A 23910-nucleotide genomic window follows, 5' to 3' on the forward strand; every position below is an offset into this window, starting at 1 on the left:
GATAAAGCTATGATGAGCCGAAAATCCTCTCTTCTTAATTAAACCAGTTTTGTCTCAAAGGCCCTGATGTCGGACAATCGAGGCTCAGGCAGCGACGCGTGGTCTTAAAAACCTCACGGTCATCACAGCAGATATGAACGATTTTTCCATCGACCAGCGCTTTGATCGTGTGGTTTCGGTTGAGATGTTTGAACATATGTCGAACTGGCAATCATTGTTAGAACGCGTGCGCGGATGGCTTCATGCGGATGGTAGGCTGTTCATCCATGTCTTCACCCATCGCGATCGCTCCTATCGCTTCAATCATGAAAATCCGGCCGACTGGATTGCCCATTACTTCTTCACGGGCGGCATCATGCCTGCCTTCGACCTTCCACATCGCTTCGGTGATATTTTCACTGTCGAGCAGGACTGGCGTTGGTCGGGCAGGCATTACCAGCAAACAGCCTTGGACTGGTTGCACAACTTCGACACATCGATTGATCAGATCAGGCCAATTCTGCATCAGGTTTATGCGCAAGATGCTGGTCTTTGGGAACGGCGCTGGCGGCTCTTCTTTCTCGCAACGTCTGGTCTTTTTGGCCACGAAAATGGCGACATCTGGGGCGTCGGGCACTATCTTTTGAAGCCCGTCAAGTAAGTATTATTCAATAAATGCAAAAGCGCTTGCCTGATTGCACAATCTGCGTTTTGCCGACAATCTAACTCTTTCTGTCGTTCTTGGATTGGGCGGCAAGATCAACTCGCTCCGTTGCAACGCACGCGTAGTCCGGAGTCATGATCTTGACGAAGAAGACGCATCTCGTATCGGTCTACGCATTTGGAGATGACCGGTGTTGAACTCCAGCGCACAGGATTCTACCACATCCAACACACCCTCTATGAACGCTCCGGCTCCGAACGCCAATGCACCTCCTTCGGCAACGCCGACGACCCACGAGGACAAAGCACCAGATGCGGGTCAGAACAGTTTTACAGAAGTAACCACACGGATGATATAACTAAGCTGTTACGTTTCAAAATCCATGAAAAGCCATATCAATCGCGTGTCACATCTCGCCGTTAGAATTGACGATAACGTTTGAGAGGAAGCCATTTGCTTTGAACGATGCATTTGAGCTGCGCATCGTCACGCGATTATTTTCTTTCCAAAGTGCTGACTTGGCAGCAGCCAACGCTTGCGCAATCCCAATCTGGGCTGCAGGCGAAATATCTATCTTGTGGCGACGTGCTTCAGAAAGAAGCTCACTGTAACTTCTGGCCAGAGAATGGCAGCAGACCGGTCGCACTGCTGTGCTTGGTCTTGTCATTCAACCAGATGTCGATGCGTCGTCATGCTTTCTATATGAGGAGCTACCAACCAGTTCAGTAGATCTCTGCTTTCCGATATTGACGCGGAGCTCAACATTATCGGAACAATTTCGGCGTTTCATGAGTTTGTCTCCGTATAAAAATGTATGTTTCGGCGCCAGTATGGAGGAGGGCGAGATGGGAGAATTGTTGTTCTGGATTGTTCTCCTTGGTTTGCCCGCGCTTCTCATCGGCGGATTTGCATACGCGCACTATCTGAAGCGTACAGGTGGTACGAGCTCGGGCGAAGACGGTGCTTAACGAAAGCAGGGATAAATCGATGGCACCCCGCGCAAACTGGAAGGGCCAGCTGAAGATTGATCAGCTTTTGTGCCCCGTTGCACTGTTCACGGCGGCGTCGACTTCTGAGCGTGTTTCATTTCATCTGATTAATCGCAAGACCGGAAATCGCCTCAACCGGGAATTCGTGGACAGTGATACAGGCAAACCAGTACCGCGCGAAAACCAGCTCAAGGGCTATGAAGTATCGTCTGGCACCTATTTGAGTTTTGACGAAGAGGAAGTTGCTTCGGCCATTCCCGAAAGCGATAAAACACTGAATGTCACGCGTTTTATCAAATGCGACGAGATTGATGATGTCTATCTCGACCGGCCATATTATCTCGCCCCTGTTGGAGACAGCGATAGTTTCGTACTCGTTCGTGAGGGCATGAAAGCCGAAAACGTGGCCGCAATCGCAGAGGCTGTTCTTTTCCGACGTGCGCGACAGGTTCTGATCCGTGCCGACGATGATGGTCTGATAGCCACGACGCTTAATTTCGAATATGAGGTACGAGCGGCAGCGGAGGCATTTGCCGACTTGGGTACTTTCAAGTTCGATCAAGAAATGCTCGACCTGGCGAAGCATATTATCGACACCAAGATGGGAAGTTTCGACCCCGCAGGCTTCGATGACCGGTACGATGCAGCACTGGAAGATTTGATAAAGGCGAAGATTGAGGGGAGACCGCTAAACAAGCCGGTCGCGCCGAAGACTGCCAAGGTTATCAATCTCAAGGAAGCTCTTCGCAAGAGTGCAAACCTGGGCCGGGCCGGGCAGGCGCCGACCAAAGCAACAAAAGGCAAAGCCAAGTCCGGGGCGGCATCTGGAACAAAGTCTAGAAAAAGGGCTGGCTGATCATGGGACAGCCACTCGAAACCTATCGTAGGAAACGCGATTTTACCCTGACCAACGAGCCGCGCGGTAAGTCTTCACGCACCAAAGGCGAGCTCTTTGTCGTGCAAAAACATGATGCTCGCAGACTGCATTATGATTTTCGCCTTGAGATGGATGGCGTGCTGAAAAGCTGGGCCGTGACGCGAGGTCCAAGCCTTGTTTCTGGCGAAAAGCGACTGGCCGTGCATGTGGAGGACCATCCGCTTGAATATGCGGATTTTGAAGGCACGATTCCTAAAGGTGAGTACGGTGGTGGTACAGTTATCGTCTGGGATACAGGGCGTTGGAAATCCACTGGTGATGCACATAAGCAATACAAGAAAGGGCATCTTGAGTTCGAGCTCACAGGTGGAAAACTCAAAGGTCGCTGGCATTTGGTCCGGATGCATGGAAAGCCAGACGAGAAGCGAGAGAATTGGCTCCTCATCAAGGGTGAGGACGATTTTTCCAGAAATCCTGATGAACCTGACATTCTTGAAGAGATGCCGAAATCAGTAAAAACCGGCCGCGCCATCGCCGATGTCGAACACGAAGCGCCAGGTTGGTCGTCGAAAACGGGTCCGATCAACAAGAAGTCGACTGCTCAAGAGAAGGGTGGGGGCGCAAATATCAAAAATGCGAAGAAGCGACCGATGCCGAATTTCGTCAAACCTGAGCTCGCTACGCTCGTGTCATCTGCTCCAGATGGAAACCGCTGGCTTCACGAGATTAAGTTCGACGGTTATCGCATCCAGGCTCATATTGCGGGGGGCAAGGTCGCCCTTTATTCGCGTGGGGGATTGGATTGGACTGAAAAATTTGGCCCGCAGATCGCCAGCGATCTTGTTGGTACGGGTGTGAACGAAGCCATATTTGATGGGGAGATCGTTGTCGAAAACCAGTCGGGACTGTCCGACTTTTCAGCTTTGCAAGAGGATCTAAGCGAGGGACGTTCCGATCGGTTCGTTTATTACCTCTTCGATCTTCTACATGTTGATGGTGAAGATCTCCGCCAGACTCCTCTGGTCGAGCGCAAAACGTTGCTTGAAAAATTAATTTACGGATTATCGTCAACACTTCGCTTCAGCGAGGCCTTTGATGCCGATGGGGCTACGGTACTGAAGAATGCCTGCGGACTTGGCCTTGAGGGTATTGTGTCGAAGCTCAGGGAGGCATCTTATAGAAGCGGTCGCAGCAACGATTGGCGTAAGTCGAAATGCATTGGACGACGGGAATTCGTTATTGCAGGCTATGTTCCCTCGACGGCAACGCGAGCGGCAATCGGTTCGCTCCTTTTGGGTGTACAGGATAAAAAGGGGCTGGTTCCCGTGGGCCGGGTAGGAACAGGATTTTCGGTCAGGATTGCAAAAGAACTTTACAAACGGCTGCAAGCCATGCGGCTGAATGAGAGCCCCTTCGCAGTCCCGCTGACGGCAGATGAAAAACGCGGCGTCAGGTTCGTCAACCCGCTGCTGGTAGCGGAAATCGAATTTCGTGCCTGGACTGCCGATAAGCGATTGCGTCACGCGTCCTTCAGGGGGGTGCGAGACGATAAGGCTGCCAAGGACGTCATATGGGAGAAGCAAACCATGTCACCCCGTATTTCCAGTAAAGGCCCCGAGGAGATCGACGTGAAGCTCACACATCCCGACCGGGTTTACTGGCCGGGCGAAGGTGTCACAAAACAGGGTCTCGCAGATTATTATTCCGCTATCTGGCCTCGCATCGAACCTTTCATCGTCAACCGCCCCCTGGCATTGTTACGCTGTCCAACCGGAATTGACGGAGAACACTTCTTTCAAAAGCACGCGTGGAAGGGGTTGAATGAACATATTATCGAAGTTCAGGACCCAGAGAACAAGGAAGAGGAGCCTTATATCAGCATTCGGGACTTCAACGGGCTGATCGGTCTGGTGCAAGCCGCGACGCTGGAAATTCACCCCTGGGGTTCTACGCTCAAAAATTGGGAGCTACCGGATACATTGACGATGGATCTCGATCCTGGTGAGGGGGTTCCCTGGTCACGCGTGATCGAAGCCGCAATCGAGACCAAGGAACGTCTGGAAAAACTCGGATTGACGACGTTTGTTAAAACGTCCGGCGGCAAGGGACTGCATGTGGTCGCGCCATTGAAGCCGAAGGTCGACTGGGACGCCCTCAAGAGCTTTACAAGGGCTATTGCCGACCAGATGGCTGCAGACAGCCCTGATCGCTATGTTTCGACGATTTCCAAGGCCAAGCGCAAAGGCAAAATTCTTATGGATTATCTGCGCAATCAGCGCGGCATGACTGCTGTAGCACCCTATTCGCCGCGGGCACGTCCCGGTGCCGCAGTTTCCATGCCGCTTGGGTGGGAGGAAGTGACGTCAGCAATAGGCCCCGCCCATTTTACTATTCTCAACACGCCGACCCGGCTGGCCGCATTGAATAGCGATCCCTGGCAGGATTTTCGCAGCGCAGAAACGCCGCTGCCTAAGCTGAAGAAATAGGTAGAGCTCTTCGCATCAGCTTTTTTTGTTTTCACCGGCGAGGCTTTTTCGTAGAGCATCCATGATGTTGATAACATTGCCTTCGGTTTCTGGTGCAGTCTTGCGCGGCTTCGACCCCGTTGCCGGTTTCTTTTTCTTCTTTGCAGCAATCATCGACTGAAGGTTCTTCTGCATCGGGTCCTGAAGGAAATCGGGATTCCAATCTTCCGTCTTGCCCTTGATGAGCTTGCGGACCATGGAAAGAAGCTTCGTATCAGGTTTGCCTTCCTCAGTATCTGAATAATAGTCGGTCGCTTTCCGCACCTCATCGCCGAAGCGCAGCGTCCACAGGACAATTCCGCGTCCGCGTGGCTCAAGAAGCACGGCTCTTTCGCGTCGGTACATGACGAGGCGGGCCAGACCGAAGACTGCGCTTTTTTCCATTGCCTCGCGAATGACGGAAAAGGCTTCCTGGCCTACCTTGTCGGATGGCGCGAGATAATGCGGTTTGTCGTACCAGATCCAGCCAATGCTGTGGCGCGGCACAAATTTGTCGATGTTTATAGTTCTGGTGCTCTCGAGTGCCACAGCCTCCAGCTCATCCTCTTCAAGAGTGACATAGCTGCCGTCGCCTTTCTCGAACCCCTTGACCTCGTCATCATCCCGCACGGGCTTGTGCGTAACCGAATCTAAGTACCGGCTGATCACCCGGTTGCCGGTCTCAGCATTCAAGGTGTGAAAACGCACCTTCTCGCTGTCACTGGTCGCAGGCGTCAGCTCCACCGCACAGGTGACAAGCGAAAGTTTGAGATAGCCTTTCCAGAAACTGTGGGGCACGATGTGATCCTCCGGGAAGAACAGGATAACCTGTTTGACGCCCGATAGTTCCCGATCAGATTCGTTCAGCCTGGGAACCTGTCGCGGTTTGCAGTGGTTATTCGATAAGGAAAATCCGACTGGGGGATGCCCATTGCTTGAAAAATCTTCCGCTGTCCCGCTGCTACAAAACAATGCTGCTCATGGGTTACTCCATGTCAGCGACACCGCGCCGGGAATTAGACGCCTGCGTTGTGGAGCCGGGTTTCGTTATGTTCGGTTTGACAAAAAGGCGATTTCCGTCGCGGATCGAAACAGGATTGCTAAGCTTGCCATTCCGCCTGCTTGGAGCGATGTCTGGATATGTTGCGATCAGCGCGGACACATACAGGCGACCGGTCGCGATGCGCGCGGAAGAAAGCAATATCGTTACCATTCCGCGTGGATGGCGATGCAGGAGGAAACCAAATTCTCAAGTCTGCCAGACTTCGCTCGTGCACTCAGCCGACTGCGTAAAGCACTTGATGCTGATATGCGGCGACGCTCGCTCTGCCGTGAAAAGGTCATTGCGACCGTCATTTGGCTGATGGATCGGCTGTTACTGCGGGTTGGAAATCCCGATTATGCACGGGACAACAAGAGCTTTGGGGTTACTACCCTTCGCAATCGGCACCTGCGGGATGATGGTAGGGGATTGCGGCTCGTCTTTACTGGCAAATCAGGCAAAATGTGGAGTCTCAAGCTCTCCGACAAACGGATTGCGCGTATCGTGCGCTCCATACAGGAACTGCCTGGGCAGCAGTTATTTCAATATATTGACGAGGAGGATGATCGCTGCCCTGTTTCCTCTCAGGATATAAATGACTATCTGCGGGTGACTATGCAGTCCGATTTCACGTCGAAGCATTTCCGGACATGGGCCGCAACGGCGACCGCCCTTGAGGCGCTACAATGCCTGGAACTGCCCGACAGTGACAGGGCTAAAAAGCAGATGCTGAATAGCGAAATCGATAAGGTTGCGCACCGGCTCGGTAATACAAGAGCGGTGTGCCGGAAGTCTTATATACATCCTGACATTCCTGAACACTGGCTGGCCGGAAAACTTGCTTCGGAGGTTGATGCTGCTGGAACTATCCGGCTGGTAGCCCCGGAGTTGAGCGAAGCCGAGCGTCGCACTTTGAAATGGCTGCTTTTCGTTGGCACGGTACACAGATAACAAGCCGGTCAATAGCCGGATTGCCTCTTGGTGTTTTCCGCGCAGGTCTCATCGGAACGATATCAAGCCAGAAGCCCGGACGTTGAAGCGGCCCGCTCGAAAGCGAGCCTTGCATCCTCTGTACTCGCAATGTCATATGTACACAGAAGGCAGGCCTTGATCGCGATCCCGAGACTATCGAATTCGAATCTGTTCCATTGAGACAATAGTATATTTTCGGCATCCGCTACCGTTCTCACTGTCTGCGTTATGCCTACCGCTATTTCGATGACGACAGCGTCATCCCAGTGCAGATGTTCCATGAATAGCTCCTTTCGTGCAGTGAACCTGGCATGGGATTGAAAGTTCCGTGGTCGCCCAATCTTAACGCCAGGAGTCGATCAACTCATCGGTGCAGACCAGTTCAAGCTGTTCGCTGAACCGTTGGTGACAAAGGGAAATGATCGCATCGTGGGTTTGATCGGAAACACTGCACACTGCGTCGTGGACAATGATCACACGATATCCGCGGTCCACTGCGCCCAACAGGGTCGCGAGGACGCAAAGGTCCGTCTCTGCTCCGCTGACGATCAAATTTTGAACACGCCTTTTGTGCAGATACCTCTGGAGAAAGCCTTCGGTCCAAGGGGAGTATACAGTCTTGTCGAGCAAGGCAGCAGGCGGTGAGAATTCTCGCAACGGGTCGACCAGTTCGATGAGCGACGGATCAATGCGGTTGAGGGTCAGGGTTTCCCATTTGCGGTAATAGGCTTTCCAGGCTCCCACGGCTGCGTCAGGTGTCCTTGGAGGTATGAAGCGCGTAAAGATCGTTTCCGCACTGTGTCGGGAGCAGATATTTACGATATTAGGTAATATTGCCTCAATCCACGGTACATGCCAGGGGGAGGCGGGTCCGAACAGATTCTGCATGTCGATGCACAAATGCATACAGCCACGCCGTAAGTCTCCGCGTAGAAGTCCGGTTTCCAGCGGCATATTATCCTTCAAGCCTTTCTACGACGATTTGCCCAAAGGCTCCCTCAACTACACGCGACATCCGTGCCGTTGCTTCGTTCACCGCGTCGGCAGTTGATAAGCGAATATGCTGCGGGTTCTGGAAGTAGACAGAAATGGCAGTTCCAGCATCGTCAAAGAACTGAACCGAATAGGCTTCATTGTCTTCCATCGAAACGACTTGGGTTTCCATCGTCATTTGCCAAACTCCTGTTTGACATGCCGAACTCGTCAGAATTGGTTTCGTTCCAGATAAATTTCCCGGAACTTCAGGATTCGGGTTCCCAACGGATATGAGCGTCGGTACGATCGACGTTCGACGTGACTATCAAGGAAAATGCCAAGTCTGACGCTGATCGAGCCACAGAATAGCGATGATGCATGGCGGCGCCCGCAGCGGATGCCGCCACATCACAAAATCGGCTTGCCGCCAGTGACTGCTATGGTGGCACCGGATGTGAAACTCGATAGAGGGTCCGCCAGCATGACATAAGCCGAAGCGAGTTCCGCCGGTTGAGCAAGTCTTTTCATCGGTGTCTGTTTGCCAAAATTCCGCACCGCATCCTCTGGAAGAGTTGACGGTATGAGCGGGGTCCAAACCGGACCGGGCGCGACCGCATTGGCACGGATTCCCTTTTCTGCAAGAAGCTGGGCCAACCCAGCGGTAAAATTCTGGATCGCACCCTTTGTCGTCGCATAGGCTAAAAGGGTTGGATTCGGCATATCTGAATTGATGGAAGCCGTATTGATGATCGCAGCGCCGGGTATCATATGAGAAAGGGCGGCTTTTGTCAGATAAAACATCGCATGAATATTGACGCGAAATGTCAGCTCCCATTCTTCGTCGCTGATATCATCGAGTTCGGAGAAACTCGCCTGATGAGCGGCGTTGTTCACCAGAATATCGATTCCGCCTAGTTCGCCTACCGCACGATCAATCAGGTCGCGACAGGTTTGGGCATGCTGGATATCGCATTTCATCAAGACGGCTTTTCGACCCTCTTTCTCGATAAGTCCTTTGGTCTCAAGCGCGTCTTCATCTTCTTCCAGATAGGCGATCAAGACATCCGCACCTTCCCGCGCAAATGCAATTGCAACAGCGCGACCAATGCCGCTGTCTCCTCCGGTGATGATTGCTCGCAGCCCCTTCAGTTTTCCTGAACCCTTATAGGTGGCTTCTCCGTGATCCGGCTTTGGGTTCATCTTATCGGTAATGCCCGGCATCGGCTGGTGCTGGGTTGCGAACGGCGGTTTGGGATATCGGCTTTCCATCTTGGCTTGTCCTTCATTGGGGCCCCGCAGCTCTAACAGCGAAGTTGGCCCCATGTTCCCGGAGTTCTGTCTGGAGAAGAAGCCAAGGTCAGTCGATGCGATGAGGGTGACTATTGTTCCAGGTTGCGTCGCAGAAACAGTGCTTCCGCTATCGAGGAGAGGTCATTGTTGCGAGCGCTCAATATAAAGCCAGCGAAGCGCTGGCCATCCAGCCTGGGATTATCCGGCAGGGCGAATATAAAGGGTACGGCGCCTCGCTCCAGTTCGGAGATGAGTGAAAGTACCGCTTCCGGTTCCAGAGCGACATCCATAACGACGGCGTCAATGGCTTCACATTCCAGATAGTCCAACGCCTGGCTGGCCGTTGTGACGGGACCGAGTATTACGGCGCCAGCATTCGTCAATCTGGATTCCGCTTCTTCCGAAAGCAGAAATCCATCTTCGAAAACCAAAATGCGCTTTCCTGCGAAAAGACGCATAGCATCATCATTAGGACTAAACATTACAAGCAGTTGGCCATGTCTATTACCGAATAACAAGATGTCTCGTGCAGAATTTACATTCCGAGCGATGACACGATTTCGGGAGTGCCGATGCTTGGATAACACCATCTAAGCTCCATCCACGATATCGTGAAGTTTATGACGGGCGCGGTGCAGACGGCTTTTAACCGTTCCGATCGAGCAATCGCAAAGCTGGGCCGTTCGTTCATAGCTTTTGCCCTCCAACACTACCAATGCCAGAACGCGGCGATATTTGTGGGGCAGGGTTTCCATTGCTGTTTGCACGTCGTACGCCTCGAGCGTAAGTTCTTGCGAGGCTTTGACTGAAGCTATGGGTGAAACGCACTCGCTCAGGCCCGGGGCTTCACGCTTCTGGATGCGAATACGCGTGCAGAACGTGTTGCGCATGATGGTGAAAAGCCAGGATTTCAGCGGCGAATAGGGAACGTATTTTTCCCGATTGGCCAGTGCTTTCAGCAATGTTTCCTGAACAAGATCCTCAGCATCTTCTTTCTGGCGGTAAAATGTGCGGGAAAACGCGCGCAAAGCCGGTATCATCTCAACGAGATGTTCCGGCTCCAGCATGTAGTCGGGATTTGGCTTGAAAGACATCATCTTAGCCTTTCCGAACAAAAGTCCGGTTTGAGAACGGGGCGGCACAAGGCCGCCCCTTTGAATTACGAATTCTCATGGTTCTGTTGACCTGCCTTTACATGCTGTTCATGGGCTCCCCCACGGGAAGACGTCTGCTGCTGTTGCTTGTCGCCGCCTCCGCTGCTCGCATGCTTTCCATCGTTCTTGTGGCTCTGCTGGCCGGCTTTCACGTGTTGTTCGTGTGTGCCACCTTGCGTGTGGTTCTGTGCCATTCTCTTTCCTTTCGGTGGTTTTAAACCATTGATTGTTGGGAGTGGCATTCGTCGCGCGTGACATAAGCTTAACAAGACAGAGCAAATGATGTTCCGGGAAAACGACTGTAATAAACTTCACGTTTCGGCGGCGCGCTCGAACTCCGCGACTTTGGCTAGTTCTTTGAGAAACATCGCCTGTTCGCGCTCAAAACCGATCTGGGCACGTAAGCGTAGCAGGTAGGATGGGTGGATCGTCACAAGGATAAGGTGGTTCTTGAACTCGAGAGGGATGCCGCGTATCGCTGCAATTTTCATCGGCTTTCCGAAAAGAGAACGGGCGGCAACTGCGCTCAGCGCAACGATGAGCCGGGGGTGCAACCAGTTCAATTTCACGCTGAAGCCACCAGCGACAGGCCTCGATATGGCTGGTTGACGGGCGCTGGTGAAGGCGGCGTCTACCGCGCTGTGTGTGTCGAAAGTGTTTTACCGCATTGGTGATATAGCACCGCTCGCGTTTGATACCGACTTCGTTCAGGCAGGTGTCGAAGAGCCGACCTGCAGGGCCAATCAAGGGCCTTCCTCCAATATCCTCCGTGTCGCCAGGTTGTTCGTCAACGAAGAAAATTCGGGCGCCGACAGGCCCTTCGCCGAAAACCGTCTGTGTTACATTTTGATAGAGTTCGCAACGCCGACAAGTCCGCGCTTCGACGCAGACTTGTTCAAGATTATGTTGGCGACGGGTGATTGCTGGCACGTTCATTGCCGACCTGTGGCCGAAGGCGGCGTCTGTGTTTCAGCGGATGCAGGTGGCTTGCTATTGTCATCCATGAAACCGCGACCGGGGCGCATTTTTCCGTAAAATTCGACTGCGCCCCAGACAATCACGGCCAGTATCAGGCTGGAAATCAGTATTGTGAGAATACGCCGTCCATTCAAACCTTGACGGGCCTTGCGCGGATCTACTTCTTTCATAGTCAATCCGCCTAGCCCCGGCGCTGACGTTCGCGTTCAATTTCGTCCGCGGTGTAGGGCGCGCCCGACGCATTGAAGCTCTCCCATCCTTCTTCGATATAAGCATCGCGTCTTTGGCCGATATTGACCCGCGCCCAGTCATCAAGAATAGCGTCGACCTTCTCTCGCTCCGTCTCATCGCAACGAACGGCGACCAGAGTACTGCCCCGGCGAATGGCTTCGCTATAGGCCTGCGCCTCTTCTTCGGGCACTCCGCTTTCAATCAGTGCACCGACAATGCCGCCAGCAACACCGCCAACCGTGGCCCCGCCGATCAGCCCGACCAGCGTGGCGGTCAGCCAGCCACCGGCCACGACCGGACCGACACCCGGTATGGATAGCAGGCCCAGCCCGGTCAACAGCCCGGCACCACCGCCTGCTACTGCACCAAGACCGGCGCCGGTTTCAGCACCTGTGACTGCACCCTCCTCGTCCTTCAGGGCCTCGCCTGCATATCGACCATCTGTGTTATTCGAAATCAGGCTGATATTTTCAGCCGGAATCCCGTCTTCTTCGAGCGCTCTAACGGCATCGACGGCTTCGTCGTGATTGTCGAATAGACCCGTGATATAAGCCATTTTCATCTCCTTTATTGTGTTTTGCGACTACAACCGGTCACTGCGTGGTGATGTTTCCCTGAAAGTCGAGAAGAACTTTGACAGGCTGACCGTCGCGCGCGGCTTCGGCGCGCCAGACGCCATCTTCGCCGAGTTGAAGATTCATGATGTTGGTGAACCCCTCTTCGGTCAGGCGTTCTTTCGCCTGATCCTCGGTAAAACTGTTTTCCCCTGGCACCGGTGCTCTCGGATTTTTCTCTCCGGGCGTGGTGACTGCGGGGGTCTGAGGTTCTTCAGATGGGGTGGTTTGGGCAAACGCTGCTGGCGTGAGTAGCAGGAAGGCTGCGCCTGCGAGATATCGAATAGACCGTTTCATCGTTGGCTCCCTTGTTTCTGCGGGACCGTTCCAACCAATGAACCGGTATAATGTTCCCTTGGGGTCAGCGAGCGCCGAGAACCATTTCTCTGATCCAGCGTGTCAGAAGCTGATTATAGGCCTTTTGATGGAGGTCTCCGGTGAGCGCATGGTCCGCGCCGCCCAACGTCCGAACCGTCAACGAATGGGTATTGATGAAGGCAGTTTGATAACTTGCGACCGTCGGGTGGGGGACGATGATATCGTGCTCGGACTCGACCAGCAGTACATCGCCATGAAATTCTCGGGCCTGTCGAAGTGCGCGGTTGTCATCAAAGTTTACGAGTGTCGAACGATAGGATTGCAGGTCACTGCGGTCGAGCCTTGCTTTAGGGACTTGCCAAAGCTGGTCGCGATAAAGTGCGGGGGCTCTTAATGCCAGCCAGCGGACGGGCCGAAACTCGGTCAGCAAGGTTGCGAGATACCCGCCATAGCTACTTCCTATGACAACAATCGAACTCTCTTCTACCATCTTGAGGCTGGCCAGCCGGTCATATGCAGCAATGGCATCGTCAAGATTTTCACCGCGCGTTACGGTTTTGTTGCTGGACAGCAATTCCCCGTGACCGCGCATGTCGAAGGTAAGACAAACGCAACCGAGCGAGGATATCGCATCTGCTCTTTCGATATCGCGTTCCTGGCTACCGGCCCAACCGTGCAGAAATAGAACGCCTGGGATGGTGGTATCCGGAGAGATGACAGTCGCGGCCAGTTCGTACTGGTCGAGGCTGACGGCGGTAACGTTACGGATCATGATAGATTTTCTCTATTCGCGCGTATTTGTGGAGAGGTCGTCCGAAATCGTCGTCACCGACGTAAACGACGAAATCGTCCTCGTTGAATGTAGGTGGCGGACCATAGCTCTCGCGCAATACTGCCTGTACGGCGTTGACAGTTTCGTCCTGTGCCAGTTTTTCCAATGCCAAGACTTCGGCAGGGGAAGCACCTCCCACACGCCATGACTGTTCCAACACGCCGCAGCGGACGCCATTTTCCGTGATCGGCCCGACAAGAACGTCGTAGTTTCTGCGCGACGCAATCAGTCCAAGATGTTGCCGGGCAGCTTCATCGTAGCGTCTGGCATTCTCGACGACCCTGCGTGCGACGGGGGATTGGAGTTGGTGAAGCAGAGCGTCCCAGCTGCCGCGCACCACACGCAAACGGCTGCCCGCATAAACCTCACTCCCGTCCGCGTCATGGGATGTGTATTGACGGCCAAGATAGCTTCCGATGTGATTTTCGATCTGGACCTGCCCGACGGAGTAGGTGGTGGAGTTGTCAACGTCCTCTTCGACGACGAGCCCGTTTGCAATTTCGCGATCAGACACGGTTTCCAGAAATCTGTCGAGGGCGCGAACGGTTTCTATGACGGTCTGGTCTTTGCCGCCGGAAGCGTAGGGGTTTTTGAACCGAACCTTGTGCTTTTTCAGCAGGGCACTAGCGGCATCCAGTGCATGGCGATGTGAAAAGACTGAAAAACCGGGCAGAACACAATCCTGCAAACAAACTACAAATTTTCCTGCCCAACCTTCCGGCAAATTGTCATCGTCGTGCCAGTGTGGGTGGGTAACGAGTTTCGTTGCCATAAAACCGTGGTGAACGATGCCGCCGTAGAAGTTCTCAATGCTCATTTCGGGGTGTCCGTCCTGGCGGACCAGAGCAAAAGTCGGTACGAAAAACGTTTCGTTGTTCTCGTCAAAGCTTTGCAGGGTGGGCAGTAAGTGCCTGCCAGTCAGCGAAGATAGGCGTGCAGCCAGCGCTTCCACGCTGGCTACATTGTGAGGACTGTCGGAAGACTGGCAAACGACACGAATTTTTCGCGTAGGATCACCCCGGAATAGGGCACTTTCCATGTCATCACCTCGCTACCGGTCTTGAAAAGCCTGAGATCAGGCGGCTTCCGCACGGAGATTGGCAGAGGACTCGGCGAGTTTCGTCAGGTCCTTATCGGTCTGACCTTCTTCCTGCAGGGTCTGGTCGAGGAGTTTCGCCACATCGTTGTGGCCGAGGGTTTCAGCCCAGCGTTTCAATGTGCCATAGCGCGTGATTTCGTAATGTTCGACCGCCTGTGCAGAGGATATCAAACCGGCGTCGAGGGCGGGACTATTCGCAAATTCTTCGATGATTTCCTCACCTTCAGCAATAATGCCTTCAATGGCATCACAGGTCTTGCCCTGAGCACGCTTACCGAGAATCTCGAAGCATTGTTGCAGTCGTTCCACGTGTCCTTCGGTCTGTTCCCGGTGTTTTTCGAACGCGCTCTTCAGCTTTTCATCTGTGGCTGCACGGGACATTTTGGGAAGCGTTTTAAGAATCTTGCGCTCCGCATAATAAATGTCCTTGAGCGTGTCATAGAAAAGATCGTTAAGATTACGTTGCTTGGTGCTGGCCATTTCCGGCTCCTCCTTATGGTTCTGAACTGTTCTTGTCGTGCCCCTGAAAATTGTGACAACGGTGCACCCAACCCGCCAGCAATAATTTTGTTTCGCACTGTCGCAAAAAAATCGAGACGGTCAGCTTAGTTCGGTCAGGGCTGCACCGTGGAGCGGGACGGCTAGGTGGGACTATCCGGACAGACGCCGCCCTTGCCCGATGTGATGAACAGGGTTCCCAGCCCGGGCAATGCGACGGCAAAACATGATGACGGCAAGCCACTTCAGGATAATCATCGTTATTTCCAGTTCGTTCTGTCAGGTCTTCGATTTATGCTCCGGCTTGGTCTTCTGTTTGGTAGAGGCCATTTTCTCGAGTTCCTTCTCGCTCATGGACTTGGCCATTTCCTTGGATGCTCCACGGAGCTCGCTTTTTGATTTATCCCCGCGCTTCGCAGCCAAAGCCGCGCCAGCAGCCTGTTGCTGTGCTTTGGATTTTGCAGGCATCTTCATCTCCTGTAAGGGTTCGGACGGTCTCGACCGTTGTTGTCGCGTCTCATTTCACGTGCGCTGGGATTGGCAAGATCATTCGGGCGCGCGCCATTGGGGTCGTCAAAATCGAAGTCCTTTTGCGGATCCTCCGGTTGAGGCTGACGTGGATTGCCGGGCGCGTCGGACTGTTCGTGCGTCGGGCGTGCCTGATGGTCCCGTGTTTCGTGCTGGGATGGTTCGTCCACTCCGACGCGATCCTTGTTGAAAAAGAGTAAACGGATGTTTGAGGGTGCAGTGTTGAACATTGTGCTTTCTCCGTTCCGACGACCCGGTGGTTAACAGCGCTCCGAACAAGCTTGCAGGCACATTGTTCCACCAAGAGTAGCGAAACTCGGGGGCACTGGATCTTGGATCACGGTTGCAGACAAGTGAAAGGGAACATGAGCTGCCCTCGGCGGTTATCGAAACTTGCAACAGAGGAGTTTTGATATGGTTCAGGCAAAGAAATGGTCAGCGGACGTGACCGAACACAGCGACGCGCTAGATCTCGAACCGCATGTGTTCGAGCAGGATGATCCGAAGGAAATCGCAGCTTCCCTGAAACGCTCGGCTGACAAGAGTCACAAACGCAAGGCGGAACCGTTTCGCTCGGCCATGTCCATGCTGACCTTCTATATCAACCGCGCCGGCAAGAATTTGCCGGAAAAGCGCAAGCAAGCGCTGGAAGCCGCCAAAGAGGAATTGCGCAAGGCTTATGGCAAGTCTGATCAGGCTTAACCCTACCTGAACAAAGGAGAAACCAATGAGTATCCAGAACGACAAAAGGGGTGAGTGGCGGAGGAGAACTCTTATTGTGGGTGCCGGGACACCGTCCGACCCGCCTGAAATTCCCGAAATTGAACCTGAAGGCATTCCGGTTGAGCCGCCGGAGACTATTCCGCAACCAGATAAGGGGCCGTTCAACCCCGACGAACCCGAACAGATACCGCCCCTTCCTATACCTGAACATCCTTCACCCGGCCCGGTCAATCCGGGCCAGCCGACAATGCGTTGCGCCCTCTCCTGTTAGCCTGAACCGGGATAAGGAGCGGTCTTCAACAATCGTGCCAGATGCACGCAGTTGGCGGCCAGCATTCTGGTTGCGGAAATGACGGTGGCGGGGACTTCTTCCAGATCGATGAAATTGGTTGATTGCATCGCCTCGCCCACCCAATAGGTTACGCCGTTGGCGGGGAGAGTGAAACCCACATCGTTCAACGCCTGATAGAGCTGGGATGACACGAAATGCGCCCCGTCCTCGTTCCCAACCACTGCCGCCACGGCTACACGCCCGTAAGACGGCATTCGGTTGTTGTCATCAGTCTCTGAAAGAAATGCATCCATGCGTTCCAGCACACGTTTGCAGATACTTGATGGTTGTCCGAGCCAGATTGGCGTGCCGAAAATTAGAATATCCGCGTCGAGGATTTTGGTTCTGAGTGTCGGCCACTCGTCGTCTTCGCTTTCGCGCGATGTGACGCCAGGTTCGATGTTGAATTCACTCAGCCGCACATGCTCCGTCTGCACGCCATAAGGAACAAGATGCGTATCGAGATAATGTAGCATCCTGTCGGTCGAGGATGGATTCTGGTCAACACTTCGCTTCAAGGTGGCATTGAGCGCGATCGCTTTGAGCGGAGGAAGGGAAGGCACAGTCATTCAACCACCTGCCTTTCTCGTGGCGTGTTTCGGTTGACTCAGCGCGTCGGAAAGGTTCTTGCGGTCCGGGTCGGCAAGATTGTGCCCAGCGGCATCGCGTTTCTTTGCCGGGTCGTCGTCGGGAGGCTCGTAACCACGAGGCCGGTTTTCCGGCGGGCCTTCCCATTTCGGCTTCTGATCTGTGGTGCCGGCTTTCGGGTCGCGTTTCATGGAAGCCTCCATCTGTTGAAACTGACAGCCCAACTTTTCAAACCTTGGATTGTTTCATTGAATGAAAAGGAACTCCGAGTGAGAGAGCGGGAAATAGCCGGACAGCAGCAATGAAATTCTGCGGAACAATTGGCCTGTTTCATGGTTGGAACCCGGGAGGCCCAATATGATGAAAACAGATGCAGAGGCTGGCGGCAGCTCTCAAGCTGCTAGGATTACGGGACACGGCCGTTAACGGCCCCGGTAAAACCCGATGACAGCAATACTTCCAGCCATGCATCCGGCCTGCGGCGGGTATGGGCATTGAAAGAGAATGCGCAATTCGCAGGAAGAACCACGCAGATGCGTGAAGGCCCAGCCTAAATGGTCTGGTGGTTCATTATCGCCGTGATCGTCATCGGATGTTTTGTGATCTCATGGAGGTAGCAATAAACATGCAATCGAAACAAGAACAGGAACAACAACGCAAGGCTTCGCCCCGAGCGCTCAGATATTTTCCGCGTTTCGTATTAGCCATATTGGCGGTTCTGCTGCTTCTCTTCCTGGGCTGGAGCCTGACCGGTGGTGGATCGGTAACGCAAAAGCAAGGCATCCAGACACCACCCGCTACGGCTGACGCCGATCAGCCGAATACTGAACCGCCTGTGGAAAATGACCAACCACAGACCGGCACGGGCGGCGACCAGTCGGTGAACCCGCCCCCGGACCAGAAATGAGGATCAATCATGAACGAGAAATCAACCACACCACTGACGGATGATAAAGACATCAAGTTCCTGGCCGAGAACTCGGATATTTCTCCGCTGCAGGCTCGCCAGTTGATCGAGCGTTTTGGAAGGGATCGGCAAAAATTGCTTGAAGAAGCGAAGAAATTTAAAGCGGAAGGGTAGAACCATGGCTCAGATCACACGTGACCACGACAAGATCCACCGGTGGGCGGAAGACCGAAACGGGCGGCCCGCAATGGTGGAAACCGGTAGCGAAGGCGGTATATTGCGTATCGATTTCGCAGAAAAAGACCAGAATCTGGAGGAAATCAATTGGGATGATTTCTTCGCCATCTTTGACGATAGAAAGCTGGCTTTTCTCTACGAAGAAACGGAGGATAGCCGCTTTAACAAGTTTATAGATGCTGAGCAGAATTCCTGATTGCAACTAACCCGCAAGCCCTAGTTCGGCTGGGAATTCAGGAAGGAGCCTTCGAGCCGGGCAGAACGTTCACATTCGCTGCGACGGGCGTATTAGGGTGACGCTCCATATATCTCTTGTGAGCAAGTCGCGACGCCAGTTCCGCGATGTAGTTCAAATCCCTCAGCCCGTTCTGGTAAAGCATAATGATTGTAGACGAAAGGTCAGTCGCAGCATATTCCCTATCGCTTTCTTCAAGAATGATCGCGGCGTTGGAAAAGCAGCTGCGCATGAAGTTCACTTCTTCTGGCTCATAAATGCGGCTCGCTTCGTTGAAGAGCGGCATCTCATTCTCCTTTCGGAAGCATCAACGATACGCTTCCTGACTATTTAAGATATCCCCATTTGATCACTTCGTGTTTCGAACGCGCTTAGGGATTACGGCAAGCGTCCACTGCCATCTTCGGGGTGACGTTCGAGATTCTGTCTGTTGAGACAGTCGAGAACTCGCTTTGCCTCGTCTTCGTTCAATGCGATCTGCAGCTTGCCTTCGAACGTGATCGGATTGCCCTTGAAGGCGTCAATCACCGCCCAGGTGCCATCGCCATTTTTGTGAAGTTCGTATCCGTTGTTGATCATGGTCTTCTCCCGTTCTTCGCGGCCCAAATCATATCAGTTCATGTCGGGCCAGGCCTTATCTCCCACAAGCGGTACGAACATCACACCGCCGAGATCTTCCTCGTCGAATTCCTCCGTAGATTTACGGGTGATGCACAAAAGGCGCTGGGCACCCGCCATACTGCCGACCGGTATGATGAGCCGCCCGCCTGGTTTGAGCTGCTCTTTGAGCGGTGAGGGGATCTCCGGAGCACCTGCTGCAACAATTATCGCGTCGAAAGGAGCTTCTTCTGGCCAACCATTGCTGCCGTCGCCCGTGCGCACATGGATATTATCGCAGCCGAGGTCTTCGAAGCGTTGTTGCGCAGCTTCGGCAAGGGTGGAATACCGTTCGACAGTAAATATCTGACCGGCAATCTGTGCTATGATCGCCGCAGCGTAGCCGGAGCCTGTTCCAATTTCGAGAACGTGTTCAGCCCCACCCAGATGCGCCGATGCAATCATAAAGGCAGTCATATATGGTTGTGAGATCGTTTGGCCATTTTTGATTGGTAGAGGTGTGTCTTCATAGGCAAACTCGATAAAGCCTTCATCGATGAATTTCTCACGAGCCACCGTGCCCATCGCATCCAGCACGTGCGCGTCATGGATACCGCGATGGACAAGTTGCTCCACCATTTGGACACGAGCTTTCTCAAGATCTCTCATTGTCGCTCTCTCGGGTCGAATTGGACCCAATCCATTCTCTGTAGACATCAGAATCAAGGCAGAGAAATAGGAAAAACGAAAGGCCCGTCCAATGGTTCCAACGAACGGCTCATAACCAGGCGTGGTACCAGCATCGCGCCAATTAAATGTGACGCAGCATGTTTCCATGAGAAAAGCCGAACTTTGACTATGATCATGACAGCCCGATAGATCACCTTATCGGTTATCAATTTTCGGCTTTGAAGGTCGCGTCGGGGCGAGGGAAGTATACTGACTGGCAATCAGCACATCGCCCAATGGCCGGGCCAGCGGTTTATCTCCTTTCAAGATGAAAAACCATTAGCGATTTCGGCTGTCCGCCACGCGATCTTTGTATCCCAAAGTGCTGTTATACCTCCGTTGTGTCGACAATGTCTCGCCCGGTCGCGGCAACCATTTCCATCCGCTGTGCGAATTCACGTCGGAGCGTCCGTCGGAGTTCGGCTGCTTCGTGGCGCCTGCGATCCAAAGCGTCGACGGGGGGCAAGGTAGGCACTGCAACAGGTCGCCCGGTCTCATCGACCGCTACCATTGTAAAATAACAGGAATTGGTGTGGCGGCGCTTGCCCGAGCGGATATGCTCCGCTTCCACGCGAATGCCGATTTCCATAGACGTCCGGCCAGTATGGTTCACCGAAGCCCGAAACGTCACTAGTTCACCAACATTGATAGGCTCTTTAAACGTGACCTGATCGACAGAAAGCGTAACCGCATATTGTTTCGAATAGCGCGATGCACAGGAAAAAGCGACACGGTCCAGCAAGTTCAACAAAGCGCCGCCGTGAACCTTGCCGCTGAAATTTGCCATGTCGGGCGTCATCAAAACCGTCATTTCCAGGCGGTGGGAATCGGGTTCGGTCGGCAGCATAGAGGTCCTTTCTGGGTCGTGTCAGCGCGGACTTCTCATATCGGGGACGACCCGCCTTACTAGCGTAATCTACGACTTTCTGGCTGGATTTTTGAAAGAATAAAATCGGCGCACCGTTCGGCGATCATGATGGTCGGCGCGTTGGTGTTGCCACTAACCAGCGTCGGCATGATCGAGGCGTCTGCCACCCGCAGTCGCGGTACGCAGATGACGCGCAACTGGCTGTCGACCACAGCCATTTCATCACATCCCATCTTCGCCGTGCCTGAAGGATGATAGACGGTCTTTGCAATCGAACGCCCATATTTCTCGATGGCTTCGTCGCTTTGTGTAGCATCTCCGGGAGCCAGCTCGCGAAAGCCGAGTGCCTTCATAGCCGGTGCGGCCAATATCTTGCGGCCGAGTTTTATACCTCTTACCAATGTATCGATGTCGGCTTGTTTAGTGAGATTGTTGCCAACAAACAAGATTGGATCATCTAGCTTGGAACTTCGGAGCGAGACCTTGCCGCGTGCTTCAGGTCTTAAAATGCAAGGATTGATAGATACGCCATGGCCATCCATCTGGCCGCGCGACGCGTCACCTACGAGCGCAGGGGTAACGTGGAACTGGATATCGGGGCGACCGCAGCCGGATGTATCGATGAAGCCGCCGGTCTCCACGACGTTCGACGAAAGAAGGCCCGAGCGATTGAATAGATATTGCAGGCCGTTGGCGACGGCTCGAAAGCCTCGGTCCTGTCCCTTCAACGATATCGAGCGATCTGTAATACCATAAACGGACGCGGTGATATGGTCTTGAAAGTTATTGCCCACACCGGGCAGATCGCGGATGACTGGGATTCCATGCGACGTTAGGTGCGCTCCGGGCCCAATGCCTGACAACATCAACAATTTCGGCGTCGCTAGCGCTCCGGCACAAAGAATGACCTCCTCCCTTGCCAGCACGCTGTGATCTGTGCCATCAGCAGTGCGATAAACTATACCGGAAGCGGCGCCATTTTCAATGATGATGGTGCGAACGCTACTTTCGGTGCTGACCGTCAGCAGCGGTGAACCTTTGACAACTTTCAGATAGGTTGCAGCCGTCGAACCGCGGCGTGCCTGCGATGTGGTGGTCTGAAAGAAGCCAACCCCATCCTGTGAGGCACCATTGAAGTCGTGTGAAAAAGGCAGCCCCACTTCTTGGGCCGCGCGCACAAATGCCAAACTAATCGGATGACGGTGGCGCGGTTCGGAAACCTTCAGCGGTCCGCCAGTGCCATGAAAATCGTCGGCGAGCGTTTCATTGTCTTCGCAGCGTTTGAAGACCGGCAAAACCTCGTCATACCCCCAGCCATCACATCCAAGATCGCGCCACGTATCATAATCTTGCGCCTGACCGCGAATATAAATCATAGCATTAACGGAAGAACCGCCGCCCAAAGTACGCCCTTGTGGCACGACGAGCATTCGACCATTGGCGCCCGGCTCTGGCTCGGTCTGATACTTGAACGTCCGTTTACTGCCAAGCACGCGTACGAAGGTGGCGGGGATATGGATGAAGGGGCTGTTGTCCTTCGGTCCTTCCTCTAGTAACAGGACACTCTTACCGGCCTTAATCAGCCGGTTGGTTACGACGCAGCCGGACGAGCCGCCGCCCACAACGATGTAATCGAAAGTCTTCATCCGCTGGCTGATCCTTCATGGCGCGAAAACGGGGGGCGCCAACATTTCCGGTCAGCGCATCCGCGATCTGTGTCAGGCACCGATATGGCTGACGAATTTTGTGGTCAGATAGGCATCGAGGCTTTCGGTGCCGCCTTCGCTGCCATAACCGCTATCCTTGATACCGCCGAAGGGTGTTTCCGCCGCGGCAATGCCGAAATGGTTGATCGAAACCATACCGGCTTGAAGTTCCGAAGCAAAACGGTCCGAGATGGACAGTGAGCGGGTAAAGGCAAAAGCAGCGAGGCCGAAAGGCAGGCGATTGCTGCGCTGGATCGCTTCATCGATGGAACCGACGCGGACCAGCGCTGCTACCGGGCCGAAGGGCTCCTCGTTCATGATGCGTGCATCTTCCGGCACGTCGGACAAGACGGTCGGCTCGAAGAAGAAGCCGGCATTGCCGATGCGTCGGCCGCCGCATTCCAACTTGGCGCCATTGGCAACAGCGTCGTCAACGAACATTTCCATCGCATCGAGACGGCGCGGATTGGCGAGCGGCCCCATCCGCGTTCCGGCACTCATGCCGTCGCCGACCTGCAGTGCTTTTGCACCAGCAACGAAGCTTTCCCTGAAGCTGTCGTAGACAGAATCCTGGATATAGAAACGGGTGGGAGAGGCGCAGACCTGCCCAGCATTGCGGTATTTCAGCATAACTCCAAGTTGTGCGGCTGCAACGACGTCAGCGTCGTCAGCGACGATATACGGCGCATGGCCACCCAATTCCATCGTCGAGCGCTTCATATGGGAAGCGGCGCGTGCCGCGAGCGCCTTGCCAACGGGAACCGAGCCGGTGAACGAGATTTTCTGAATAGTAGGCGAGGCAATCAGATAGTCCGACACTTCGGCTGGAATGCCAAAGACGATGTTAATAACGCCATTAGGTACGCCAGCATCCTGAAACGCCTTTGCCAGTTCAATACAGGCAGATGGCGTCTCCTCCGGCGGTTTGGCGATGACGGAGCAGCCGGCAGCCAATGCGGCGGAAACCTTACGAACAAGCTGATTGATCGGAAAGTTCCAGGGGGAGAAGGCCGCAACGGGCCCGACCGGCTCCTTGATGACCATCTGGCGGGCGCCGGGAACGCGAGAGGGAATTACCCGGCCATAGATGCGGCGCGCTTCCTCGGCGTGCCATTCAATGTGTTCCGGCGCGGCGTTGGCCTCGCCACGCGCTTCCGCCAGCGGCTTGCCCTGCTCGCGGACCATGTGTTGGGCAATGACTTCTGCGCGTTCGCGCACGATCGCCGCCGCACGCAGGAGAATGCGGTAGCGCTCCAGCGCGGTCGTCTTGCGCCAGACCTCGAACCCTTTGGCAGCCGCATTGAGAGCGGCGTCGAGATCGGCGCGTTCGCAGACCGGCAGTTGTGCGATGACTTGACCGGTAGCGGGGTTTTTGACGTCCGCAGTCCGACTGCCCGAAGGCGCTCGCCACGTACCATTTATTAATAGCGGCTTATCCAACATGA

The 23910-nt window shown here is 54.0% G+C and carries 35 protein-coding genes and 2 pseudogenes; 10 read left to right on the forward strand and 27 right to left on the reverse strand.

Annotated features, from left to right (window positions below; all coding sequences use genetic code 11):
* Window positions 1-88: 88 nt before the first annotated feature.
* Window positions 89-640 (forward strand): annotated as a pseudogene (locus FIB18_RS22090) (class I SAM-dependent methyltransferase); the annotation flags it as partial.
* Between the two features lie 409 nt (window positions 641-1049).
* Here FIB18_RS22090 and FIB18_RS22095 read toward each other — a convergent pair.
* Window positions 1050-1310, reverse strand: coding sequence for a type II toxin-antitoxin system CcdA family antitoxin (locus tag FIB18_RS22095; RefSeq protein WP_235894949.1), 261 nt, complete (start codon window positions 1308-1310; stop codon window positions 1050-1052).
* Between the two features lie 178 nt (window positions 1311-1488).
* Here FIB18_RS22095 and FIB18_RS25375 point away from each other — a divergent pair, with 178 nt between their 5' ends.
* From FIB18_RS25375 to ligD, 3 genes are read left to right on the forward strand one after another with little or no spacing between them, the layout of a single operon-like run.
* Entirely contained in the window at window positions 1489-1611 is a 123-nt protein-coding gene (locus tag FIB18_RS25375) for a hypothetical protein (RefSeq protein ID WP_255414847.1), read from the forward strand.
* A gap of 19 nt (window positions 1612-1630) precedes the next feature.
* Entirely contained in the window at window positions 1631-2488 is an 858-nt protein-coding gene (gene ku, locus FIB18_RS22100) for a non-homologous end joining protein Ku (protein ID WP_140022781.1), read from the forward strand.
* A 2-nt stretch (window positions 2489-2490) separates the two neighbouring features.
* Window positions 2491-4995, forward strand: coding sequence for a DNA ligase D (ligD, locus tag FIB18_RS22105; protein ID WP_140022783.1), 2505 nt, complete (start codon window positions 2491-2493; stop codon window positions 4993-4995).
* 15 nt (window positions 4996-5010) lie between these two features.
* On the opposite strand, the gene ku (FIB18_RS22110) is transcribed toward ligD, so the two are convergent.
* Complete coding sequence (ku, locus tag FIB18_RS22110; protein WP_140022785.1) at window positions 5011-5811, reverse strand: non-homologous end joining protein Ku; 801 nt, start codon at window positions 5809-5811, stop codon at window positions 5011-5013.
* Between the two features lie 133 nt (window positions 5812-5944).
* Between ku (FIB18_RS22110) and FIB18_RS22115 the strand changes: the two genes are divergently transcribed.
* Complete coding sequence (locus tag FIB18_RS22115) at window positions 5945-7006, forward strand: DNA topoisomerase IB (RefSeq protein ID WP_140022787.1); 1062 nt, start codon at window positions 5945-5947, stop codon at window positions 7004-7006.
* Window positions 7007-7068: 62 nt separating this feature from the next.
* Here the strand turns inward: FIB18_RS22115 and FIB18_RS22120 are convergent, their stop codons facing one another.
* The 17 genes and pseudogenes from FIB18_RS22120 to FIB18_RS22195 all read right to left on the reverse strand — a co-directional run bounded on the left by FIB18_RS22120 (window position 7069) and on the right by FIB18_RS22195 (window position 15714).
* Window positions 7069-7308 carry a DUF982 domain-containing protein gene (locus FIB18_RS22120; RefSeq protein ID WP_140022788.1) on the reverse strand — a complete coding sequence of 80 codons (240 nt, stop codon included), beginning with the start codon at window positions 7306-7308 and terminating at the stop codon, window positions 7069-7071.
* 61 nt (window positions 7309-7369) lie between these two features.
* Window positions 7370-7981 carry a cysteine hydrolase family protein gene (locus tag FIB18_RS22125; protein WP_140022790.1) on the reverse strand — a complete coding sequence of 204 codons (612 nt, stop codon included), beginning with the start codon at window positions 7979-7981 and terminating at the stop codon, window positions 7370-7372.
* A gap of 1 nt (window position 7982) precedes the next feature.
* Window positions 7983-8198 carry a hypothetical protein gene (locus tag FIB18_RS22130; protein ID WP_140022792.1) on the reverse strand — a complete coding sequence of 72 codons (216 nt, stop codon included), beginning with the start codon at window positions 8196-8198 and terminating at the stop codon, window positions 7983-7985.
* 212 nt (window positions 8199-8410) lie between these two features.
* A complete protein-coding gene (locus tag FIB18_RS22135) occupies window positions 8411-9271 on the reverse strand; it encodes an SDR family oxidoreductase (protein WP_140022794.1) in 861 nt (286 codons plus the stop codon).
* Window positions 9272-9381: 110 nt separating this feature from the next.
* Entirely contained in the window at window positions 9382-9750 is a 369-nt protein-coding gene (locus FIB18_RS22140; protein ID WP_140022796.1) for a response regulator, read from the reverse strand.
* Between the two features lie 132 nt (window positions 9751-9882).
* Window positions 9883-10386 carry an RNA polymerase sigma factor gene (locus FIB18_RS22145; protein WP_140022906.1) on the reverse strand — a complete coding sequence of 168 codons (504 nt, stop codon included), beginning with the start codon at window positions 10384-10386 and terminating at the stop codon, window positions 9883-9885.
* Window positions 10387-10451: 65 nt separating this feature from the next.
* Entirely contained in the window at window positions 10452-10640 is a 189-nt protein-coding gene (locus tag FIB18_RS22150) for a hypothetical protein (RefSeq protein ID WP_140022798.1), read from the reverse strand.
* Between the two features lie 117 nt (window positions 10641-10757).
* The gene (locus FIB18_RS25255) at window positions 10758-10937 is read right to left on the reverse strand and encodes a hypothetical protein (protein ID WP_328596263.1); all 180 of its coding nucleotides are present in this window, start codon (window positions 10935-10937) and stop codon (window positions 10758-10760) included.
* A gap of 115 nt (window positions 10938-11052) precedes the next feature.
* A pseudogene (locus tag FIB18_RS25260) lies at window positions 11053-11382 on the reverse strand (uracil-DNA glycosylase family protein); the annotation flags it as partial.
* Window positions 11379-11594: a hypothetical protein gene (locus FIB18_RS22160; protein WP_140022800.1), complete on the reverse strand. Its 216-nt coding sequence runs from the start codon at window positions 11592-11594 to the stop codon at window positions 11379-11381. The pseudogene FIB18_RS25260 and the gene FIB18_RS22160, both read right to left, overlap by 4 nt.
* 11 nt (window positions 11595-11605) lie before the next feature.
* Window positions 11606-12211 (reverse strand): hypothetical protein, encoded by a 606-nt coding sequence (locus FIB18_RS22165; RefSeq protein WP_140022802.1) that lies wholly within the window; start codon window positions 12209-12211, stop codon window positions 11606-11608.
* A gap of 37 nt (window positions 12212-12248) precedes the next feature.
* Window positions 12249-12566, reverse strand: coding sequence for a PepSY domain-containing protein (locus FIB18_RS22170; RefSeq protein ID WP_140022804.1), 318 nt, complete (start codon window positions 12564-12566; stop codon window positions 12249-12251).
* Between the two features lie 64 nt (window positions 12567-12630).
* Window positions 12631-13359, reverse strand: coding sequence for an alpha/beta hydrolase family protein (locus FIB18_RS22175; protein ID WP_140022806.1), 729 nt, complete (start codon window positions 13357-13359; stop codon window positions 12631-12633).
* Window positions 13349-14458, reverse strand: coding sequence for a DUF3182 family protein (locus FIB18_RS22180; RefSeq protein ID WP_140022807.1), 1110 nt, complete (start codon window positions 14456-14458; stop codon window positions 13349-13351). Before FIB18_RS22180 ends, FIB18_RS22175 begins: the two co-directional genes overlap by 11 nt.
* A gap of 36 nt (window positions 14459-14494) precedes the next feature.
* On the reverse strand, window positions 14495-14998 hold the full coding sequence (locus FIB18_RS22185) for a YciE/YciF ferroxidase family protein (protein ID WP_140022809.1): 504 nt from the start codon (window positions 14996-14998) through the stop codon (window positions 14495-14497).
* Between the two features lie 297 nt (window positions 14999-15295).
* Window positions 15296-15484, reverse strand: coding sequence for a DUF3008 family protein (locus tag FIB18_RS22190; protein WP_140022811.1), 189 nt, complete (start codon window positions 15482-15484; stop codon window positions 15296-15298).
* A 2-nt stretch (window positions 15485-15486) separates the two neighbouring features.
* Window positions 15487-15714 (reverse strand): hypothetical protein, encoded by a 228-nt coding sequence (locus FIB18_RS22195; protein ID WP_235894951.1) that lies wholly within the window; start codon window positions 15712-15714, stop codon window positions 15487-15489.
* A gap of 244 nt (window positions 15715-15958) precedes the next feature.
* Here FIB18_RS22195 and FIB18_RS22200 point away from each other — a divergent pair, with 244 nt between their 5' ends.
* Window positions 15959-16246: a DUF3175 domain-containing protein gene (locus FIB18_RS22200; RefSeq protein ID WP_140022815.1), complete on the forward strand. Its 288-nt coding sequence runs from the start codon at window positions 15959-15961 to the stop codon at window positions 16244-16246.
* 25 nt (window positions 16247-16271) lie between these two features.
* Complete coding sequence (locus FIB18_RS22205) at window positions 16272-16538, forward strand: chitin-binding protein (RefSeq protein WP_140022817.1); 267 nt, start codon at window positions 16272-16274, stop codon at window positions 16536-16538.
* Here FIB18_RS22205 and FIB18_RS22210 read toward each other — a convergent pair.
* The gene (locus FIB18_RS22210) at window positions 16535-17167 is read right to left on the reverse strand and encodes a flavodoxin family protein (protein WP_140022819.1); all 633 of its coding nucleotides are present in this window, start codon (window positions 17165-17167) and stop codon (window positions 16535-16537) included. The genes FIB18_RS22205 and FIB18_RS22210 overlap by 4 nt on opposite strands.
* Window positions 17168-17377 carry a hypothetical protein gene (locus tag FIB18_RS22215; RefSeq protein WP_140022821.1) on the reverse strand — a complete coding sequence of 70 codons (210 nt, stop codon included), beginning with the start codon at window positions 17375-17377 and terminating at the stop codon, window positions 17168-17170.
* Between the two features lie 434 nt (window positions 17378-17811).
* Between FIB18_RS22215 and FIB18_RS22220 the strand changes: the two genes are divergently transcribed.
* The 3 genes from FIB18_RS22220 to FIB18_RS22225 are packed head-to-tail and all read left to right on the forward strand — an operon-like array spanning window position 17812 to window position 18526.
* Window positions 17812-18093, forward strand: a complete 282-nt coding sequence (locus FIB18_RS22220) for a hypothetical protein (protein WP_140022823.1) — start codon at window positions 17812-17814, stop codon at window positions 18091-18093.
* Between the two features lie 9 nt (window positions 18094-18102).
* Window positions 18103-18267, forward strand: a complete 165-nt coding sequence (locus tag FIB18_RS25040; RefSeq protein WP_168436671.1) for a hypothetical protein — start codon at window positions 18103-18105, stop codon at window positions 18265-18267.
* 4 nt (window positions 18268-18271) lie between these two features.
* On the forward strand, window positions 18272-18526 hold the full coding sequence (locus FIB18_RS22225) for a hypothetical protein (protein WP_140022825.1): 255 nt from the start codon (window positions 18272-18274) through the stop codon (window positions 18524-18526).
* A 37-nt stretch (window positions 18527-18563) separates the two neighbouring features.
* Here the strand turns inward: FIB18_RS22225 and FIB18_RS22230 are convergent, their stop codons facing one another.
* The 6 genes from FIB18_RS22230 to FIB18_RS22255 all read right to left on the reverse strand — a co-directional run bounded on the left by FIB18_RS22230 (window position 18564) and on the right by FIB18_RS22255 (window position 23908).
* Complete coding sequence (locus FIB18_RS22230) at window positions 18564-18851, reverse strand: hypothetical protein (RefSeq protein WP_140022827.1); 288 nt, start codon at window positions 18849-18851, stop codon at window positions 18564-18566.
* A gap of 92 nt (window positions 18852-18943) precedes the next feature.
* Complete coding sequence (locus FIB18_RS22235; RefSeq protein ID WP_140022829.1) at window positions 18944-19144, reverse strand: hypothetical protein; 201 nt, start codon at window positions 19142-19144, stop codon at window positions 18944-18946.
* A 33-nt stretch (window positions 19145-19177) separates the two neighbouring features.
* The gene (locus FIB18_RS22240) at window positions 19178-19831 is read right to left on the reverse strand and encodes a protein-L-isoaspartate(D-aspartate) O-methyltransferase (RefSeq protein ID WP_140022831.1); all 654 of its coding nucleotides are present in this window, start codon (window positions 19829-19831) and stop codon (window positions 19178-19180) included.
* Window positions 19832-20219: 388 nt separating this feature from the next.
* Window positions 20220-20738, reverse strand: coding sequence for an acyl-CoA thioesterase (locus FIB18_RS22245; RefSeq protein ID WP_168436670.1), 519 nt, complete (start codon window positions 20736-20738; stop codon window positions 20220-20222).
* A gap of 59 nt (window positions 20739-20797) precedes the next feature.
* Entirely contained in the window at window positions 20798-22405 is a 1608-nt protein-coding gene (locus tag FIB18_RS22250; RefSeq protein ID WP_140022833.1) for a GMC family oxidoreductase, read from the reverse strand.
* Between the two features lie 72 nt (window positions 22406-22477).
* Window positions 22478-23908: an NAD-dependent succinate-semialdehyde dehydrogenase gene (locus FIB18_RS22255; RefSeq protein WP_140022840.1), complete on the reverse strand. Its 1431-nt coding sequence runs from the start codon at window positions 23906-23908 to the stop codon at window positions 22478-22480.
* Between the last annotated feature and the right edge of the window lie 2 nt (window positions 23909-23910).

It is taken from the genome of Brucella pecoris, assembly GCF_006376675.1.
Taxonomy (GTDB): domain Bacteria; phylum Pseudomonadota; class Alphaproteobacteria; order Rhizobiales; family Rhizobiaceae; genus Brucella; species Brucella pecoris.